Genomic DNA, 19,949 nt, shown 5'->3' with positions numbered 1-19,949 from the left:
ATTCTACGCCTCCTGAGCCCACGTGCCGCGAATTGCCTTTATCCGATAACCATCTGTTCCATCGCTGGCAAACGTAATGAAATCACCCTTCTTTGCCGTTGCCTTGGTGTTCGACAGTTTCTTGCCATCGCCGCCAGCGGCAACACCAAGACCGCCAAGTGACTTGTCGCCAGCCTGAAAATCAACTTCAACAAGGGCCGCACCGTCAGCGGCAAGGTTCATTACTGTAAACTCAAGACCCGCCGCCGTGGCCGGTAGAGTAATAACAGTATTATCTGCCGTGCAGTCGTAGCAAACGCCAGACTCTGTTGCCGCTGCGTTTGCACTTGCCGCTTTTGTGATGCGAGCAGCACCTGCAAATGTCGGGATGCGTGGGTCAAACTTATTTAAAGCAACATATGCAAACTGGTCGGTTGCCGCCGCTGCAATTACTGCCTTGCCAAGCAGAACATCATCAGATGCCTGAGCATCACCACCAATCTGTGTTGCAGCACCGGTTCCTGCCGTACCACCATATGGGTCGCCATTGGCATCCAGCCAGACGGGCAAGCCTTCTGCAAATGCCTCGTTCTTTTTGGGAACTGCAAAGATACCTTCAATGCACAGTGCCCCTTTGGTATTTGCCGGGATATCGAGCTTTGTGATACCGACAAGACCTTTTAATACAACGATAGTGCCGGCCGGTACATCCACAGCCGGTGTGTAATCTATCGATTTGCCATTCTGATAAAAACTAATAGTCATTGTTTATCTCCTATATTGTTAAAAAAGAATATTAAGCTTCACCCTTGAACTTTACCGCTCCACGGTAATCCTGCTCACGAACACCAAAATCGATAAAGCCCCTGAACTGAATACCGAGTGTGTTAAAATCGGCATCGGTCTTTTCAACTGTGGGCTGATCGATTCCATTTAGGAACGCAACTTCCAGTGCCGGCAGTCTGTTTGGATCGGCAAACAGATACCAAGCCTTTGAGCTATATCCGTTAAAGGATGAATTGCTCAAATAACTGCTCGATACAACTTCGAATTTACCAACATGAGGATTATTCGAAGGCTTGCCTTTGTTTGCAGTAGTTGTCTCATTAAGTGATAGTGACTTCATAAGCATATCTGCCGGTACCCTCAATGCAGGTGGAACAAGAAGCATCGATGCTCCAACGCCTAACGGCCTGCCGTTTGGCTTAGTCTGGTCATTGAACAAAACCTCCGCATCAGTAAGTGAATCAAGGCAAAGCAGAGTATCCGCACCATCCTTGTAATTTTTATGAGCTGTCGAAAAGAAACTCGATGGATTAGAGAGCAAAAGTCCCCAGACAGCATCAGCTATCGCCTCAGCTGCGCCCATACCGATCTGCCTTGGCACATCTGTAAATGCAGCAAGGTCATCATTGATAATCATCTGACGAGTGAGCGCAAACATGATGCCGTGGGTATCTGCCTTCTGACCATACTTCTGCTCATCAATCTTTCCGTGCTTGAGTTCACCGTCCGGGCCAACCTGCTCGAACTTAAAACTACCTGTCATACGGTACCTGCTGTGTTCTTTAAAGTCGTTGACACTTGCAATCTTGCAGATTTTGCGCCAGGCATCCTCGATATAGCTGTAGCCTTCCAGGAGCATCTTATTTGCAACGTTTGACAAAATTCCCGGCAGTGATGCTGTGCTAAAAGCTGCCGCAAGCCAGGCTGATGCATCACGCCTGAATCTTGGCAGCTGCATTGCGCAAATCTGCTCGCAGTATTCCTGGATACCTATACCGCGGAGTTTATCTGCTGCCTCAAGAGTCTGGATATCATAGAATTTTTCCAATCGAGAAGTTCCAACACCGCTGGCCATCAATGCTACTGCCTCAAAGACTTTTGGTGTAGCTGTAATCTTTTGCGAAGATAATGGCGTACTTACTGTCGGTCGCGATGCTCTTAGCACTTCAAGCTCACATTTAGGCTGATCCCAACCCTCGGCAATTGCTTTTGCCTCGATATCATCGTACTTACTGCCGCAGATTTTCTTGATAGCTGCAATGCGGGTAGTCTCCGCTGCGGCAGCCGCCCTGATATCTGCAATTGTAGTTTCTGCGGTAATAGTCGTTTCCTCTTTTTTATTTGTTTCCTGATTTTCGATATTTTCCATAGTTTGCTCCTGATTTTTCGCGGCTATTGTTGCCGAAGTATTGTTATCAGCCCCCAGGGTTACGAAACTTATCTCACCCAGGGCCGATTTACGTGCTACATTTAATGGGCCGGTAAATTCCTTGCCGTTTACGGTTACATTACTGCCTGCCTTTATAAACTCGACCTGCTCTGCCCGTGCGCCAATCGATGCCTGCCAGTTGAAACCTTTATCAGCCAATGTAATTACTCTCATCACTCGAGGTGAATCGCCGAGGATTTCACCGACAGCGATAAGGTTGTTTTCAACGATATCCACATGGTCTGTCTGGCCCAGGAGGTCATCAACGTCCTGGTTATGACTGATAAAAATCGGCCGCGAACTGCTTCCGACATTTAAACCCTGCAAGTCAATGACCACAGGATACTTCCAGCCATCCAGGGCCATCGGACCGCCTGTATATGCAGTCATTGAAAAACGCCTGTTCTTTGGTTTTTCATTTTCAGCTAACGCCTGGGCTGCCTCTAATTGAAAATTTGCCGTGATATTTAATTTACTGCTCTTCATCATCTGTCTCCGTAATTGAAGTTGTTATTTTTTCTGGTGAAATACCAAGCTCATCCATAAGCTGTTTTTCTCTTGCTCGCTGGCGAAGTTCAACTTCCCAGTCTTTACCCTGCTTTGCATATTCATCTGCCAACGTTGTCGTATGATTGGCTAGTCTTATTTCTTGTGCCTTGGCCTCTTTTGCTGGATCGACATGCTCTGTGCCATCCCAGAACCACTGGTGCGAGAAACGCCGCATAGTTCGCCAGTGAAGCGGCAGATAATCTGAAATTAAAATTGCCTCATTAAGCCATGCCTGCAAAATCCGGTCGAGAATGACCATGGCCATGTCAGCTTGATCCACCCTGATACTCTTGTAATATGTTTGATGGTCGAGCCGGCCTGAGGCATAGTTGTATCCCGATGAATTACATGCTGCGATATTAAATGGCATATTCAGACATCTGGCTATCTCATTTAAAATCTGGTTTTTAAATTCACCGTAAGTGGTCGTTGGCTGATGGGCTTCTATCTGACCCAGCTTCCAGCCATCGGGAAGTGTTGTTGCCATTCTTTTTTCAAGGGCAACCACATCCATCGGCTCTAAATTTGCCGCTTCACCATTTGCTGGTGAGTCTGTATATAAAACCGCTGCAAAATCAGCGGCCGTTTCAGCGGCTGCAATCACAGCAAGTGTATATCTTCGAAGCTGTGCAAATAAAGGAAACGCCGGTGTTATCTCTGGAATCCCTCTGCTTTGACCTGGCCGCTCTGCCCTGAACCAATGAACCATTGAATCAGCGTCGACAGCGTTATACTCCTGGTCAAATGTCAGAGACATTGAGCCAGGATGATTCTTGAGAACGTAATAAGCAGACGGATTTCCAAACAAATCAAATTCAATACCATCAACTAAGGATTGCTGATTAAAATATTTTGACCAGGGTGTCGTAACCTGATCTGCCTCAACAAGTCGAAGGTCAAGTTTTACAGGAGAGTTTAGATTGCGATTAATCGTCAGAATCCCAAAAGCCTCACCATCAGAGGCCCTTGCCATACGCATAGTACGAAGTTTTTGGGCAAGGCGAATTTGAGAAGCCCAATTCATAAATTCTGTTTCGATAATGCCGTTTCCATTATTATCATCAGTGAGCATCTGAAGCCGTGGTCCTGTCCCAACCACATCATTTGCCAGAGTAGAAATTATTCCTTTGGCATAACTGTTATTAGCGACTTCATAACGGCTGCGGTTACGGAGGGTTCTGCGAACTTCGACGCTTGCAGCGCCATCAGCTGACAAAGAATCTGCATTTGACCAGTGCCTCTGGTTATCTGCTGTGGTCTGGGCAGCATCAAACCTTGCCCGCATGATTCGTCCTGCCGGACGGATGACTTTACGCTCTTTGTTTTTACCGAAAAACCACATAACTAAATCGTTCCCGATGGAGATAATTTTGAAAACTTTATACCAAGCCCTTTTTTCCGGACAGCCGTTTTACTTGCCAGGTATTTATCTGCTGCAATCTGGTCGGCCAGCGGATGCTGCTCGACGGAAAGTCCGTCACTGCTTACTTTTGCAGGGGTAGAAGCGTTTTCTAAAATTTTTTCTTCTAAATTTTCAGCCATAAAAAAATATGTCCCTCTATAGGTTATTTATTAACACGAGAGCCTTTTTTGTAACGCTGATTTGAGCTAAATTTAAATATTGTTACGCATATGTAACTTTTGACAAAATTGCGGTAGAGGATTCGAATCTTCATCTTCTGCCATTGCTCTATCCCGCCTTAAGCAACTAAATAAACGAGTACAAAAAAAATAAGCCGTCCGGGTGTTCGGCCCCGAACGGCTCTTATATTTTCTGGTTACGCCCGCGAGGATCAGTCGCAGGCTTACCGCGTTATTTGGTTGTCAAGTTTGATTATGACATGCAGATTTGACTATGCAATAATGATTCGTGACGAAATGAAAATTGTTACATATGTAGACACAGTATTACATGCAGCCTGGGAGTCCCTAATTAACTTACAAAGATATCCTTGCCTAAAATCAATTCTTTTAGACACTTTATTCATCAAAACGCTTATTTTTCAGGAAAAACACTTATAAATTGTCATTTTAATGTAAAAACAGTTACAAAAAGTATGAATAGTTTAAAATTCCATCCTTGACAAACAATCCCTAATTGTTAGCATATAGGGATTGAAAGTAATTAACAGGCTAAAATGAATAAAAAGAAAGTAATAGATATAATAAAGAGTAAGGGCACAATTTGCGCATCTGACCTTAAAAAGGCTGGCATCACCAGAACAACTCTACACTATATGGCTAAACGCGGCATTCTTCGTCGCGTTGCCCGTGGTGTGTATACGATGGCTGGTTATTATTTGACATTCGAAGCATTTGCAGAAATTATGACTTCATCGCCGCGCAGTGTAATTTGCCTTCTATCGGCACTACAGTTTCATGAAATCACAACTCAAATGCCATATAAGACATGGGTAGCCATCGAGAGCAATGACTCAAAGCCAAAATCACCGAATGTTCGAATTGTAAAACTTACCGGAAAGGCCTTTTCCGAAGGAATAGATTCACATAAAAAAGAAGGGCTTACTGTTCGAGTTTATTGCCCCGCTAAAACAGTAGTCGATTGTTTCAAATTCCGAAATCAAATCGGAATTGATGTAGCTCGTGAAGCTTTGACTGATTGTCTAAACCAAAAGAAAGCAAATCGTGATGAAATTTGGAAATATGCTAAAATATGTCGCATGACCAACATCATGCGTCCTTACCTGGAAATGAGCAAATGAAAAAACCTGACGCTGCAAAATCTATTCATCAACGTTTGCTGAATGTCCGGGATAAAACTGGGGAAGATTTCAATAGCATATTGATTAGATATGGATTGGAACGTTTGCTTTACAGGCTTATGCTCTCCAAACACTCAGATGTATTTATACTAAAAGGTGCTATGCTTTTTGCTCTATGGCACCAGGTTCCGGGACGCCCGACCCGAGACATTGATTTGCTTGGTTTTGGTAATCCGACTCATCTGCAATTGAAACAATTATTTTCTGATGCATGTGATGCGGTATTTGATGATGATGGTTTAAGATTCGATGCAGATTCGATACGGACAGATGATATACGTGATGATCAGGAATATTTTGGGATAAGGATACGTCTATCAGCTTTTTTGGCCAATGCAAGAATTCCACTTCAGATAGATATTGGATTCGGCGACGCCCTAACACCTGCCCCACAGGAAATTGAATATCCAACCATTCTGGATTTGCCTGCTCCGCGATTAAAGGCATATCATCCCGCCACTGTAATTGCCGAAAAAGTCAATGCAATGGTTGTGCATGGATATATGAACAGCCGTATGAAAGACTTTTACGATGTTTACATTCTTTTAAATCATATGAATATCGATGATGATTTACTATCCAAGGCAATTAAGGCAACATTTAACGGTCGAAAAGTTGAATTGCCAAAAGAACTGCCCATAGCATTTAGTGCAGATTTTTTAGAAGATGGCACAAAAGAAATCCAATGGAATGCATTTTTAAAACGCAGCAATCTATCCAATTCAAGACTTACGCTGCCAGATGTTATCGAAAATATAAGCCATCGAATCTGGCCTGTAATTCAAATGGCAAATAAATAACTTACAGATAACGCTTATTCGCCTAATCTCTTTTCCCAAGTCGTAAATCTTCTGCCGCATTTCTTACATTCTCGTCTACGCACCAGTTTACTCTCTGATGCGGAACGCGTATAGATTACCTTAAAGTTTCTGCTTCCACATTTCTCGCACTCAAATCCTTTTGATGTCTGCTTAGCAATCATCCCTTACCCCTTTGAATATCCGACAATTTTATTCTTTCTCTTTTCGTATATGTTTTTACATTATGGCCGCTCAAACTGCATCCACACATCGACGCCGCTACCGAGCAGCCGACCATGCAATCCAACCAGTGATTATCGATACCACCTATCCTGGGTGACCACTGATAAACTGTACGGCCGTGTCCTTCGGTGCGCACCCAAACTTCAGAGCCAGCCACATGCTCAGCAAATAATGAATGCTGATGACTGCCTTTGCCAAATAAGGTCATACTGCCATGGTCCCCTGCCGCTACAAAGAACCGCTCGTGCACGAAAGTCTTCCAATAATTTGTATCAATCGCCACATGTGTAAATTCCCCGGTCCTGTTTATATTTGGGATATACCAGTGATGGCCGTGTCTCTCGCCGGGCTTGCGTTTGTAGGTTGACATTGGTTTACTTGCCGCACGAATACCGACACCTTTTGAAGCCATAATATTACTGCCGAGCTTATAACGGATATTTTCAACAATGCCCGGCATATAACCACCATCGATAAGACATCTATCAATTTTTACGACGCTGCTACCGCGGTTCCAATTTCGATTAAGATAATCGCTGCACAACTTTTCTAATCCTGCCTGTATGGCTCCCTCTTTTTCCATGCCAGGGGGGAAGGTCACAATCTGTCCGCAGATGGCTTACAGCCATTACAACTCTTATGCGTTCGTTACAGAAAAATACACTTTCCACACATTAGAAAAACATCAAGACCAATATTTGCAAAATTAAATCTTTTATTGTCCCATTTAGGCTGATGACGTACAATTATTTAGCAGTAAAAGATGATTTAGTAGACAGGGCAAGAAAAGCCATAAGTCATACAGTACGTAAGGAGATGCCGAGGAAATGCGAGATTAATATAGATAATCCTTAACTGTAATTATAATTGGGATATAATTACTGAACAAAGAAATGTTTTTTTGATATTTGACTTAATTTTACGTAAAAATTATGTTTTTTCTTGATTCATGAGATTTAATTTGTATATAAGACTTAGGTTGTTTGATTCTTATATTTACAGTGAAGAAGAAGAAGAAGAAACATGAGATTAAAATTTTCATCCAGAAAATCAACTCTAAGTTCATCCATTATTAATAGTAATAATCTTTTAACCTTCAAAAACAATACCTTATTAACAAAACAGTTACTTTTTATATTTGTAATAATGCTTGGTGTAATTTCAGTAGCTGTAGGAGCCATTTCTACAACTGTCTTCTTACGAGACAGCAACTCTCCTCTCGAATTAGTCGATTCAAACACCACTTATGTTGTTTATCGAGAGATTATGGTCGGAACTAAGCTGAAGATTGTTGTCAGTTCCGATACAAATGAATGCTGGACAGATGGTTTCGGAGGAGACGGAGGAAGTTTGGCAATGCAGGAAGAATTTTTGCCTTATGGAATTCTGTCGGCAAGAGAACCACTAATTGATGAGAGTGATTGGTCAGGTTCGCATTTGCCGGCGGCTGGCAACCCTGCTGCTGTCTATGAATGGTGGCCTTATGGATTCGACCTATATACCGGTTCTAACGATATAGAGGCTGGAGATTGGTTTGTTATTGATTATAACAGTATTGATGTGGGCGATTGTAATGTCGGTTTTTATGACCACCGCATAAGCTGGGAGGAGCCGATATACTATCTTTGTTTCTCTCAAGTCCGTACTCGTGACTTCAACCACGACACCATAGTCAACTTTATTGATTATGGCATTCTTCTCTCGCACTGGCAAGAAACAAACTGTCAAGCTACAGACTGGTGCGAAGGAACTGATCTTGATATTAATGGCAATGTTGATATCAATGATTTAAGCCTATTTTGTGAATTCTGGCTTGAAAGAACAAAATAGCTTTTCCATTTCATATTGTAGATTATTAATATCTATTTAATATATTAGATGCTAATTATTACCACAATTCCTAACTAATTCTATTAAAAACACTTAAGTACAAATCCCCCCATTTTATAAACGATAATTTATAAAATACTATAAAAAGTTAGATTTTTTTGTCTCGTCTGATAAAATAGATAAACTAAGTAATATGCATAATGTTTTTGTAAAAATGGAGGAATGTATCATGAAGAAGAAACTGTTTACATTAGCAAGTGGTATTATTCTATTGTCGGTTAGTTCCATTGTTTTAGCCGACAGGTCGCTGGACAGAGCAGAAGTTTTGCAAATCTTCCAGCAACTTACAAGCCAGCCAAAGAAGACCTGGGTACCGGCTGGTACAATTAAGGCTGTTCATGAGGAGTACAAAGCACCTAAAACAACAGATTCCAATGAGATTAACCGTCAGGTTAAAGAAGCCGTTAACGAATATCAAAAAAGCTCCAATAAGCGAGAATTAACTGAAGATACTCAAATAATGAAACTTGACGCAATACCATTTAATATCCGCCATAAGCTATCAAATGAATATACGATGAATTCATCAGTAGTCGTAAAATTTGATGGAGAAAAATTCTATTGGGAAATCAACGCAGACTCACGTACAGATTCAGTAAAGCCGGGGAAAGAACTGGCCGGCAATTATATGACCAGGCAATTCGACCTGAACTGGAACGCAAAGCGTATATTTGCCTGGGATGGTGAAAAATATACCACTTACTTTCTGCCTGGAAACCAGGCTATCGTTGATTCGACCGGCAAAACTCCGCATAACGTAAATGGTCCTTTAACTGCCGGCGTTATCCCCTGGGGATACGGTTATTATTCTTATGAAAATCTCTCCGCATCCGAATCTTATACTGTTGAAAAATATGTCGATGGCCAGACACAGATACACCTGACAATTAATTATTCAGAGGGGTCACAAATGCTTTTTGTTCTTGACCCGCAAAAAAATTACGCTGTTCTGTCCTGTTTAATCAAAAAGTATGGCAATTTAATTACATCCAAACAATATTCCGATTTCCGGCTTGTTTCCAATATTTGGACTCCTGCGACTATTTTAATAGAACAATATGAAACAGAGTCAAACAGGCTGTTAGCCCGTGATTTTTGGGATATTACGAGCATAGATGCCAATGTTCCCCAAAGCTATGAATTCAATGTCAATTATAAGCCTGATGCATTGATAGAACACTCTGTATTTAACCGTCAAAAGCCTGAAACGTATCGCTACTCGCAGGCCATCGATACAACCCTTCTATTGGCCGAGAGATTGGAATTTGCAGCAAATGAAGAAACTCTGCCGCAAAATTGTGCAACGGCTGCATTAAAATATGTCGCATCACAATTAGGCAAGGATGTTACCAATCAGCAGCTTGCCCAGTTAGTAAGTGAACCAAACGGCCAGACGAGCCTATATGCCATGAAACAATTTGCCCAAAGTCAGAGACTCTATTGCCGTGCGGTCAGGACCAATATTGAAACTCTAAAAAATCTGGACGACTGCAAAGCCATCCTGTATATCCCCGGCAAAAAACATTTTGTTGTTCTTGATTCAATTGATGAAAAGAATGTTTTGATGGTGGATATATCGAGCAACAATTTTTATTATCACACTGATATTAATTTCTTCGATATGGATTGGGCCGATGGTACGGCACTTTTGGTTTCTAATCAGCCTATCTCTGGTGATTTTACCGAAATTAACGACAGCGAACTTCAAACTATAGTCGGTATGGGATACGCCTGCACTAAACTTCTTCAAGATTACCATGTCGTATTTTGTAATTATATTGCTGGCGGATGTGACGGATGGTATCAAGAATTTCCTACAAGATACGGCTGTGCAAGCGGAACCGGCAGTTGCCCCACTTCTACGAAGATTAGATATGCGGAAACGCCTTGTGTAATAGACCCTTATTTCCCTGATGGCTGTACTGGAACAGGTGAATGGACCTGTTATTATATGAGGGCATGTGCCTAAAGACTATTTACAAGTCTTCTAAAAAGGCGGTTAGAAAGAAACTAACCGCCTTTTTTATAGTGTTTTATTGATTCATTGGGAAAAACACATACAATACCGCTATGAAACGGATATCATTTACATTACCTGAATTAATCGTGGTTGTTTCAATAATGGCCATTTTAATAGCCCTTATTGTTCCTGTACTGAGAAGTTCCAGAGAGAGGGCAAAAACCATTCTCTGCGGTTCAAATATCAAGCAATTAACATCTGGTTTATTAATATATGAAAATCAAAATCAAACTTTACCTTTAAGTTTTGGTAAAACTATTACATCTCCTCCTCCTGGAGGTTATGCCGGATATAATGAATATGATCGGATGGGCTGGTGGTGGTTTAATTTTATAAAGGGTTTTTATAAGAAGTCCGATGAGAAAAATACAGTTGTTAAATGCCCATCCAAATTGATGTATGATTCCAAGCTTAATAAAGATATCCTTTGTGGTAATTATGGGGTAAACCGTTCAATATGTAAAAGTTCCGATGACAGACAAAGCCGCAGAGAAGAATTTATTGGAACTCCTTTAAAAACTACTGATATTCCAACTCCAGGCAATACTCTGCTTCTTGTTGATAGCGGCTATACTATGATAAGCTGGTGGAACGCAACAGATGCACCTCCTGTTATCCTCAATAATAACTTGATTGAAGATACCGCTTATATTCCTGGTTTGAAAACCAATAAAAACAGAAAGCTGTGGCCCGGTCAGGAGAAAGATGCCATTAACGGCAGGCATCCAAACAAAACTGTTAATGCAGGATTTGCCGATGGTCATATAAGTCTAATAAAAGCCGATGATTTATTTGTTGGAAAAATCGAAGATGGTTATAAAAATAAAGTCCCTCTTTGGGTCCCGAAATGAAACATTAATTATCTAAAAAAGATTCTTTAATAACTTTTTGCATTTCGCTTTCATTCAAATATTCAACTGCCCTCGTATATCTCAAATTATATTCATTATCGGTATCCGATTTTTGATAAAACTCGATTTTTTGGGGAAGACTTGTTTCAGAGTCTATGAAAAATCTCCATTTCTTGGATACAAAATAACCTTCGTAAGCTTTTTCAATCCATATCAAGTCATATACTTCAATTTTGTCGGAGATTTTCAAGATTATATCGTTTACTCGATTCCATTGAGCATCATTGGGGATGTCGGATATACTATGAAACGGCATTAAACCTAAAGAATCATTTATTGTATTCTGAGTTCCATTAATCATTTCAGTGGTTAATTCAATCGTTTCAACTGAATTGCTATTCAAAGATTTTATTTTTTTAATCTTGTCTGAGATGTCCCACAAAACCGACTCACTATCGGTTTTAATTAAATTTACATTTAAAGTCCTCGATACCCACTGCTCTCGCACTGGTTCTTTTTTATCAGGAATGAAACTTAAAATATGGACATTTTTAATTTTCTCAATAGCTTTGTAGATGCCTTTTAATGTAGCAGCTTTAGCCGTTGATATATTTAGAAACAACGCAGTTGCAATTAATATAACCGCCGCTGCCGTGAAACCAATTTTGACAAACGGCTTGAGTTTTTTTACTGATACTTTTTGTTTTGTTGCAATATTTGTCATAGCATCTGACTGCTCTGCGATTATTTCGTTCTCGTGTCCGACTATCTCTACCTTTATTGGAAAACCTGCGTAAATATCCTCCGGATTGCTTATGGCTTTTGTCTTTGTAGGTTCTTCTATATGGTATATTGTGACGATATCGGATTCAGCCCTTTCGGCAATTCCAAAGATAGTATTATGCAATTGCTGCATTTTATTCAAGCAAATCGGACAGATGGAAGAATGCGAGGTAAAAAAACTACGAAAATTGGCATACTGGTCATCTGCCGGGTCAAGCCCATACGGTATAACATAATCAAAATAATCACTTGCAGATATCTCATTGCACAGAAACATTTTTGGTTCTTTTTTGTTTCTGAGATTCAAATATTTATCTCGAACCGCTTGTCTGTGTTGATATATAATTTTGCGGCAATCAGGACACGCACACACATGTTCCAGTGCCTCCTTGCTGGTTCCACTAAAATTCATTGATGTCGTTGCTTTTATAGCTGTCTGGGCTTGTGAGCAGTTAATATTACCTTCATCAAGCTTAGCAGCAAATAACTGGCTTAATCGATATAACTGTTTACCATTCAGATTTAACTCTATGATTGTTTTTAAATCCTCCTGGCATTGTTTACATTTGTCCAAATGTACTGTTATTGGAGTCGGTATTTTTATTTCCAAAGAGAACTCTAAAAAACCAGGCAAAAAAGGTTTAACTATCTCACAGGTTACAGGTTTGCCGAGATAATCAAAGTGAAGCTTAAACCATTCTACAGAGGCTAAGTTGTCCTGTTTTAACTCAGGGCTAGCACCCTCTTCAATCAGCAACAACACTTCCTTAAGCCGATTAATCTGCCTGGAACAATACTGACATTTGTTTAAGTGTTCAACAATATGCTGGGGAATAGGGTCCTGACTTTTATCTAAGAGAAAGTCATAAAAATACTGTTCAGCCTGTTTGCATAATGAATTAAAATTGTAGGCAATCATTGCAATTAACTTTTCCCTAAAAATGTCTAATCTTACTCAGCTCTTTGGAAATACATCCTCTAAATTTGAATTTATAATGATTTTAAACTATTCATACTGACAATAACTATTTATTTTGTTCGACCATATTTTGTGCTATTTCTGTAATTTTTTTCTGTAAAGCTGCCGGAGCAAGAACCTGCACTTTGTCGCCGTAGCTAAGAATCCACCATGTTATCTCATTGAGTCCGTCAACACGGAATTCCATAATCATCGAACCATCGTCCTGAAAGGTAACTTCTTGTGTGCTGTGCCATTGGACATCAGCAACACTTCGAGCAATTTCAGGTGAAAATCTTAACCTGACATTATAAAGTCTGCCTTCCGGCGTCATTGACCATGCACGGCCAAGATAATCAGATAGGTCAAATGTTTTATCCTCAATGAAATGTTTATCTAATATTTCAAATTCTTTAATATGGGTAAGCTTAAAAATACAAACGTCTTCGTTAACTTCTGTTTTACCAAGTACATACCATGTATAATTATTATGCATTAGGTGGTAAGGATGAAAATTAGTTGTCAGGGGCTCCTTTTCTATAGGTGAATCATAGCAAATAGTAACGATTTGTTTGTTCAGGATAGCTTCGAGAAATTGTGAAAATTTATTATCCAGCAAATCCAGCCTTTCCTGCGGGTCAGCTATAATGGATATTTTCTCAAGGGCATTAATACAAAATCGCTTTGTTTTTTCAGGCAATTCACTTTCTATTTTTAATGCTGCATGAAGTACAGAATCCTTAAATGGAAAATGGATGCGATTTCCTGCTTTATGAGCAAGTAAGAGCAACCCTAAAGCCTCTTGAGTACTTAGGCTTGGCGTAGAAAAGAAAAACGCGGGGTCTATTCTGTAACAGTTCGATTTATTGTCAAAACTGCAAGGCACACCTACTTTTCGAAGTTCCTCTAAATCCCTGAAAATCATTCGCCTGCTTATCTTTAATATTTCGGCTAAATCCCCGGCTGAATAGGGCTGGCCAGACTGCAAAGCAGTTAAAAGTTGCATTACCCTGCTTAGCCTGCTGGTTTTCATAATACCTTCCTTAACAAAACATTCATATAATCTCGATGATTATAGGCAGTATATTCATTTAAATCAAGAAATTTTGAGGTTATACAGCAACTACTAAATATTCATGGGAAAATCTGCCCTGAGCCTCCCATCTTTGCCCGATAATTTTTAAAGGCTTTTAAAATATTAAAGTCATTTCATAACTTTTCTTGCCCAAAGTGACATATGGTTGTCACCGAAAGTAGCCTAAAAACGCAAACCTTAAATTTTCCACTAAAGCCTTTCTTTTAATTTCTCGATTAATCAATTACAGAAGAGCAAAAAGCATCCGGCAGACAAATCACAATAATCCATTAAGTAAAACTCTAATTGAAATTCCCTGCCTTAAGGCAGGAGGTAATTTATCAACGTTTTTAAGGAAAGACTTAAGTGCTAAAATTCCCAAACAAAGAAGTAGATGTTGCTGATGGCCCGGAAAAACTAACTGAAATAGGATGTAATCTCAGACAAGAACTTAAACCTATTCAGCTGCCGGGCAGTCCAACCCAACTTCGTGCCATAGCTGAAGGACAGGGAACACTCTGGCTGAAATGGGAAAAATCCGCAAACGGCGGCCCTGTACGAAACTACATCATTATAAGAAGGCAGATGACCGAAGGCGGTGGTCCATTTGGACCTTGGACACTGGCCCATACCACCCATAACTGCGGCATTCCTCTTACGGATCTGCCGGCAGACGCCCTGCTTCAATACCGCGTAAAAGCGGTCAACACAGATGGTGAAAGTATGCCCAGCAACACTATATCAGTCATTCTGCCCTAAAAGAGAGCCTCTGACAAATATACTTGATTATATTAAAGCAGCAATATTGCTTGGCTCACGATTCATACCACCGCCTCAAGATATGGTTTCATCACATTGGAGACTCGGCAGATTGTAGCATATCGCCATAGTTCATCGATGGTACATTTTCTTTTACGGCGGCAATCCCGCAGTGCCTCTATTGCAACATCCAAACCTATTTTGTTACGGTATTTAAAACAATCGGCCACCGTCTTGGCCGGGTTGTAGACTTTTACCAAAACTCCTTCAATCCGATGCTCTTCAATTCCGGCATCCAGTGCCTCTCCTGAAAAACGAACGACACGCATGGGCAAACGTGATTCTTTGGGAAATCTGGCTTTACGATCAATGGCAATCCATATTCCCGAGGGCAATTGGGTTGTCAGATCATGGAATTGCAGTGCTGAAAGCAGGCAAACCACGGCATTAGGCATGCGTTTGCATACATGGACAAGTGAGTGCTTTTCGGTTGGATCGATATCTTTTGAGACGTAAAGTCCACGTCCAACCTGATCCATCAGCCCCATATGGTACACGGTACTGAGATACTTGCGGGGTATACCATGCGTGTCCAGGTCGCGAGGTCTCAAAACCCCTGCTTTTTTGGCAATTTTAATGATTTTTTTGACAGTATCGAATTTCATACCAATCCTTATTATTCCCAAAACGTCGGCACATCTCAATAAGTGCCGACGTTTTGTACCACCTAAAATTAGCTACTGGATTACTTCCTTTGTCATTGCCCAATCCTCTTTTCCCATGTTGTAAACCGCTTGCCGCAATTACGGCATTCTCTTCGTCGAACCAGTTTTCCTAACGAACCGGCACGCGTATAAATTACCCTAAAGTGCCTGCATCCACAAGTTCGGCATTCAAATCCCTTTTCTACCTTGGTTGTCTGTCCTGAAATCATCAATGCTGCCTCCCTTTCTGAATATCTGACAATTTTATTCTTTCTCTTTTCGTAAATGTTTTTATGTTATGCCCGCTCAAGCTGCAGCCACACATCGAAGCCGCTACCGAGCAGCCGACCATGCAATCAAGCCAGTGGTTATCTACCCCGCCAATCTTAGGTGACCATTGATACACTGAGCGTCCATGTCCTTCGGTTCGTACCCACGTTTCAGAACTTGCTACATGCTCGGCAAACAATGAATGCTGATGGCCCCCTTTGCCAAATAAGGTCATACTTCCATGGTCCCCCGCTGCCACAAAGAATCTCTCATGTACAAATGTCTTCCAGTAGTTGGTATCTATTGCCACATGCTGAAATTCCCCGGTCCGGTTTATATTTGGAATATACCAGTGATGACCGTGTCTCTCGCCGGGCTTGCGTTTGTAGGTTGACATTGGTTTACTTGCCGCTCGAATACCGACACCCTTGGATGCCATAACAGTACCACCAAGTTTATGTCGGATATTTTCAACGATACCAGGCATATAGCCGCCATCGATAAGGCATCTATCAATTTTCATGACACCAGTGCCGCGGTTCCAATCACGATTTAAGAAATCGCTGTATAGTTTCTCAAGGCCAGCTTGAATCGCACCTTCTTTTTCCATGCCGAGATATATGCTCTGAAGAGTTATCTGCGCCTTGCGGAGCGTAAAAGACAATCGCTTCTGGTCAGGATATGTTCCGTAATCAATGACATACCCGGTAAAGTCATCCGACCAAGCGACCACAACATAAAAAAGCAGTTTATCATGCACATCAATAAACATCGTAAGGTACTGACAGATCAGCGGAACCTCACCTCGTTTGCGACCATTAGTTTTTTCCATAACCTGTTCAATTGTAAGAACCTGTTCATCGCTCTGTTCTGCAATCGGGTCATTTTGATATTCTGCAAAGAATGCTACCTCATTACGCAGCATTAAATTCATTGCATGTTGGATAGCAGAGACTTCATCTTCATTATGGCGCTGGGGCCATGCGACTTTACTGCCCGCGTCCATAGCAGCACGGTTCTCGACATAAAACTCTGTTGCCTCCCTGCCACCATTGCCGGCCCGGAGACTATCTGCCCGAATCTGCTCGTACTGGTCCCACAGTTTGCTGTCGGTTGGGAATGAATAAACCATCTTAGTGCACTGGCCCTGCCATTCAGGATTCTTTTCGGAATCGAGCAGCTGGTCGGCCAGGTCATTGCAATAAATCTTAGTGCAGGTAAGAAGACCGGATATTTTCTTACCCGGCCCTGCCATGCCAAGGACATCACCATTTAATGTGCTTAGTCTCTGATTGGTCTGGTCAAGTGATTTAGCAGACTCTCTGGTTTGCGGATCATCGATAAGAACCAGATCTGGCCGAATAATCTTGCCATCCATGGTTGTATGAATCTGGCCCCTGATATTACTGTCCAGACTATCGACCGTAATCACAGAGCCTGATGCGATACTTCCTGGTATGGTAGGAATAACTATTTTATGCGTTCCCCAGACTGGGTATGTCAATTGGCCGTTGTATCTCTGGCCTCGCTGTTTATGAGCAGAATTCTCAAGGCACTGAATAGGATAAATAATTTCCGGAAAATCTGCCAGGAGCAGGTTATTACCAAGCATAGCAGCCTGGACACTTTGAAAAAGGTTTAAAGATTGCCTGGTAGCGCTTCCGATAAGACAGACATATTTCCTTGCTCCAATGAGTATGGCCCATATCGCAGCCGAGCGAGTAAGGGCGGATTTACCACTGCCGCGAGGCATTGCAAATGCAAACAGCCCGCCATGAAGAACCGATTGCTCTATTTTGGCGATAACGCGGAGATGGTCATCCGACCACGGCAAATAAAATACATCAGCGAAATATGTCTCACAGAAGAACCTGAAATCGCTGCATGCTTTTTCCCGGCGTTCTACATTTTCGATTGCTGGTATTTCACCAATGTCCTGTGAAGCTTTGCGGGCGGCGTTCTTTGAAAGCAGGTCTTTGAGTCTGGAGTCTTCAATGGATTGCTTTTGCGGTTTGGGTTTTTCATATTCTTTTGCCATCCATGAAACATACCGGACCAGGTTTATATGCCTGCCATTTCCGATGCGGTATGCCGCTGTGTTCATCTGCCAACGCAGTTGGTTCTGGCTAAGTACATTACCCAACGGCGTTGCATTCATCAGACGCAGAAGCTGTATTTGCGAAAGATTATTTACATCAATTGCCATTTTCGTTCGCTCCGCTCACTTAGGCTTTGGGTTCTGGGCTTTAGACTTTAGGTTTTTTTCCTAAAGCCAAATTCCAAAAGCCTAAAGCCTGGTATTAAGCCATGCACCGTAATGAACAAGATTAATCGTTCCATCTGCCGACACAGGCATGCCTTCTTTGATATGTTTCTGGACAATATATATTTGGATTCCAAGCATCTTAGCGGCCATTTCCACCGTTAATGCCGTAGGGTTAAGCTGTGGTTTAACAGGTTTAACATCGCTTGATTCGTTCATAAAAAAATCTCACATATTTTCAAAAATAATAGACTAATTGACTTGCTATGCTTTGGCCAAAATGGATGTATGTAACCAACATAGAGCATAAATCCCCGCCTTCGCGAGGACAAGCTCTGAAAGGAACAAAAAATGGCAAACGCAAACGAAGAACATAGAAAAGCCAAATTCGACATCGCCAACCTGCTCGGATGGTTTGAGTGCGAACTTGCAAAAGAATCAAATGCCGGCTCACCGGTTGATGCCCGAAGAGAGCTTATAAGGGCACTGGCGTTGTACAGCGGCATATCAGAAAAACAAATCCAGGAATCACTTGAAGATTTAACCCACACGAAAAACGAAAGGACAAGCAAATGAAGATCGAAATCACAAAAGGCAAATTCAAAGGAGTTCGCGGCAGAGTAGTTGGCGTTTACACAGATGGCCGCTACGATATCAACGTTATCAAACCAAAACCAAACCAACCAAAACAGATGGTCGTCAAAATGACCTATTGCCAAGAAGTTAAATAAGAAAGGGGCAGAACCATGGTTATTAACGAAAAAATGATGGCTGAAACGATACAGCAAGCACTGGCCGAACAGGACGATGTTAGGTCGGTAATGACATATGATGAAGCCGGGATGCTCACCCGAAATAACGGACTTGTTGTCCGAACCGGTGATGGCAGTGAATTTCAAATCACGGTTGTCCAGAGCAGATAGGGAGACCGAGCCATGAAGTTCAAAGCAATTGAATTTGAGACAGCACACCAAGCCATGAGCCACGCAGCAGCCGAGGGCGGCGAGGCAATTCTTATCAACGGCAAACGTATGGTTGTAAGTGAAGATCCCGCTGGTCGGCTTGAAGAGGCGAGAGTTGAATTTGCATATCTGTGCGACCATGGTGGTCGCATTGTAACTATTCCCGTAAACGATTAATTTTTTGAAAGGAAGCGTACCATGAAGAAAACAGACATCAAAATCGGCAACATCTACGCCACAAAGATTGGCAAGAATACAATTGGTATTCGCATCATGCGAGAGGACGAAAACGGACACTGGATTGGCGTCAACGTCAACACCAATAAGGAGGTCCTCATCAAATCCGCCGACCGCCTCTGTGGTCTGTATAATCCCGAAACCGCCACCGCGGCGTGTGGCAAAAAGAATCCTGCCAAGCCAAGCAATGAGGCAACCACCAATAAAGAACGCAACACAACGCAAACAGGCGGCTTGAGTGCGGCGGTAAAGGTTCTCCAGGAAGCCGCCCAGCCGCTTAATTGTCAGGAGATGGTCAAGCAAATGCTGGAAAAAGGATACTGGAAAACCGATGGCAAGACGCCGGCGGCCACTATCTACAGCGCCATTACAACTGAAATTAAGAAAAAAGGAGCTGAATCCAGATTCCGCAAAACCGAGCGTGGCAAGTTTGAATTGGCCAAATAATGCAACCATTACTTTACCTCACTAGCCCCGGCATCGACTGGGGCTTTCTCGTTGATCAGTTTTGCCTTCTGGCCAGTAAATTCATCACAAAAATTAGTAGTAAAGAATCCTTGACTAACAGCCGATGATAGATAAGATGTCTTTACTAGTGAATTCCATTG

Annotated in this window: 21 protein-coding genes; 11 read left to right on the top strand and 10 right to left on the bottom strand. The window is 41.8% G+C overall.

What is annotated here, in order from left to right; all coding sequences use genetic code 11:
• Positions 1–3 precede the first annotated feature (3 nt).
• Genes WC496_02805 through WC496_02790 form a run of 4 tightly spaced genes read right to left on the bottom strand, consistent with a single transcriptional unit; the run spans position 4 to position 4,285 of the window.
• Complete coding sequence (locus tag WC496_02805) at positions 4–744, bottom strand: DUF2190 family protein (protein ID MFA5291944.1); 741 nt, start codon at positions 742–744, stop codon at positions 4–6.
• Between the two features lie 31 nt (positions 745–775).
• Positions 776–2,683, bottom strand: coding sequence for a hypothetical protein (locus WC496_02800; GenBank protein ID MFA5291943.1), 1,908 nt, complete (start codon positions 2,681–2,683; stop codon positions 776–778).
• Positions 2,667–4,085, bottom strand: a complete 1,419-nt coding sequence (locus tag WC496_02795) for a phage portal protein (GenBank protein ID MFA5291942.1) — start codon at positions 4,083–4,085, stop codon at positions 2,667–2,669. The genes WC496_02800 and WC496_02795 overlap by 17 nt, the downstream gene beginning before the upstream one ends.
• A 2-nt stretch (positions 4,086–4,087) precedes the next feature.
• Positions 4,088–4,285 carry a hypothetical protein gene (locus WC496_02790; GenBank protein MFA5291941.1) on the bottom strand — a complete coding sequence of 66 codons (198 nt, stop codon included), beginning with the start codon at positions 4,283–4,285 and terminating at the stop codon, positions 4,088–4,090.
• Positions 4,286–4,881: 596 nt separating this feature from the next.
• Here WC496_02790 and WC496_02785 point away from each other — a divergent pair.
• Both WC496_02785 and WC496_02780 read left to right on the top strand, forming a co-directional pair.
• Positions 4,882–5,466, top strand: coding sequence for a type IV toxin-antitoxin system AbiEi family antitoxin domain-containing protein (locus WC496_02785; protein ID MFA5291940.1), 585 nt, complete (start codon positions 4,882–4,884; stop codon positions 5,464–5,466).
• A complete protein-coding gene (locus WC496_02780; protein MFA5291939.1) occupies positions 5,463–6,326 on the top strand; it encodes a nucleotidyl transferase AbiEii/AbiGii toxin family protein in 864 nt (287 codons plus the stop codon). Before WC496_02785 ends, WC496_02780 begins: the two co-directional genes overlap by 4 nt.
• 178 nt (positions 6,327–6,504) lie before the next feature.
• Here WC496_02780 and WC496_02775 read toward each other — a convergent pair whose 3' ends face one another.
• Complete coding sequence (locus tag WC496_02775; protein ID MFA5291938.1) at positions 6,505–7,170, bottom strand: terminase gpA endonuclease subunit; 666 nt, start codon at positions 7,168–7,170, stop codon at positions 6,505–6,507.
• Between the two features lie 422 nt (positions 7,171–7,592).
• Here WC496_02775 and WC496_02770 point away from each other — a divergent pair, with 422 nt between their 5' ends.
• The 3 genes from WC496_02770 (at position 7,593) to WC496_02760 (ending at position 11,330) form a co-directional block, all read left to right on the top strand.
• A complete protein-coding gene (locus WC496_02770; GenBank protein ID MFA5291937.1) occupies positions 7,593–8,399 on the top strand; it encodes a hypothetical protein in 807 nt (268 codons plus the stop codon).
• Positions 8,400–8,628: 229 nt separating this feature from the next.
• On the top strand, positions 8,629–10,428 hold the full coding sequence (locus tag WC496_02765; protein ID MFA5291936.1) for a cysteine peptidase family C39 domain-containing protein: 1,800 nt from the start codon (positions 8,629–8,631) through the stop codon (positions 10,426–10,428).
• Positions 10,429–10,529: 101 nt separating this feature from the next.
• On the top strand, positions 10,530–11,330 hold the full coding sequence (locus WC496_02760; GenBank protein ID MFA5291935.1) for a type II secretion system protein: 801 nt from the start codon (positions 10,530–10,532) through the stop codon (positions 11,328–11,330).
• Between the two features lie 4 nt (positions 11,331–11,334).
• Here WC496_02760 and WC496_02755 read toward each other — a convergent pair whose 3' ends face one another.
• The gene (locus WC496_02755; GenBank protein MFA5291934.1) at positions 11,335–13,032 is read right to left on the bottom strand and encodes a hypothetical protein; all 1,698 of its coding nucleotides are present in this window, start codon (positions 13,030–13,032) and stop codon (positions 11,335–11,337) included.
• A 106-nt stretch (positions 13,033–13,138) separates the two neighbouring features.
• The gene (locus tag WC496_02750; GenBank protein MFA5291933.1) at positions 13,139–14,104 is read right to left on the bottom strand and encodes a WYL domain-containing transcriptional regulator; all 966 of its coding nucleotides are present in this window, start codon (positions 14,102–14,104) and stop codon (positions 13,139–13,141) included.
• Between the two features lie 408 nt (positions 14,105–14,512).
• On the opposite strand from WC496_02750, the gene WC496_02745 reads away from it, so the two are divergent.
• Positions 14,513–14,905, top strand: coding sequence for a fibronectin type III domain-containing protein (locus tag WC496_02745; GenBank protein MFA5291932.1), 393 nt, complete (start codon positions 14,513–14,515; stop codon positions 14,903–14,905).
• Between the two features lie 62 nt (positions 14,906–14,967).
• On the opposite strand, the gene WC496_02740 is transcribed toward WC496_02745, so the two are convergent.
• The 3 genes from WC496_02740 to WC496_02730 form a co-directional block, all read right to left on the bottom strand.
• The gene (locus WC496_02740) at positions 14,968–15,570 is read right to left on the bottom strand and encodes a type IV toxin-antitoxin system AbiEi family antitoxin domain-containing protein (protein ID MFA5291931.1); all 603 of its coding nucleotides are present in this window, start codon (positions 15,568–15,570) and stop codon (positions 14,968–14,970) included.
• 268 nt (positions 15,571–15,838) lie between these two features.
• Entirely contained in the window at positions 15,839–18,085 is a 2,247-nt protein-coding gene (locus WC496_02735) for a terminase gpA endonuclease subunit (protein MFA5291930.1), read from the bottom strand.
• An 81-nt stretch (positions 18,086–18,166) separates the two neighbouring features.
• A complete protein-coding gene (locus tag WC496_02730) occupies positions 18,167–18,361 on the bottom strand; it encodes a hypothetical protein (protein MFA5291929.1) in 195 nt (64 codons plus the stop codon).
• Positions 18,362–18,493: 132 nt separating this feature from the next.
• Between WC496_02730 and WC496_02725 the strand changes: the two genes are divergently transcribed.
• From WC496_02725 to WC496_02705, 5 genes are read left to right on the top strand one after another with little or no spacing between them, the layout of a single operon-like run.
• On the top strand, positions 18,494–18,718 hold the full coding sequence (locus tag WC496_02725; GenBank protein ID MFA5291928.1) for a hypothetical protein: 225 nt from the start codon (positions 18,494–18,496) through the stop codon (positions 18,716–18,718).
• Positions 18,715–18,873, top strand: a complete 159-nt coding sequence (locus WC496_02720) for a hypothetical protein (GenBank protein MFA5291927.1) — start codon at positions 18,715–18,717, stop codon at positions 18,871–18,873. The genes WC496_02725 and WC496_02720 overlap by 4 nt, the downstream gene beginning before the upstream one ends.
• A 15-nt stretch (positions 18,874–18,888) precedes the next feature.
• Positions 18,889–19,065 carry a hypothetical protein gene (locus tag WC496_02715; GenBank protein ID MFA5291926.1) on the top strand — a complete coding sequence of 59 codons (177 nt, stop codon included), beginning with the start codon at positions 18,889–18,891 and terminating at the stop codon, positions 19,063–19,065.
• Positions 19,066–19,119: 54 nt separating this feature from the next.
• Complete coding sequence (locus WC496_02710) at positions 19,120–19,281, top strand: hypothetical protein (GenBank protein MFA5291925.1); 162 nt, start codon at positions 19,120–19,122, stop codon at positions 19,279–19,281.
• A gap of 21 nt (positions 19,282–19,302) precedes the next feature.
• Complete coding sequence (locus tag WC496_02705) at positions 19,303–19,788, top strand: winged helix-turn-helix domain-containing protein (protein ID MFA5291924.1); 486 nt, start codon at positions 19,303–19,305, stop codon at positions 19,786–19,788.
• The last annotated feature ends 161 nt before the right edge of the window (positions 19,789–19,949 follow it).

The organism is Phycisphaerae bacterium, from assembly GCA_041652575.1.
GTDB lineage: Bacteria > Planctomycetota > Phycisphaerae > Sedimentisphaerales > UBA12454 > UBA12454.
This window is presented reverse-complemented; position numbering and strand designations above follow the sequence as displayed.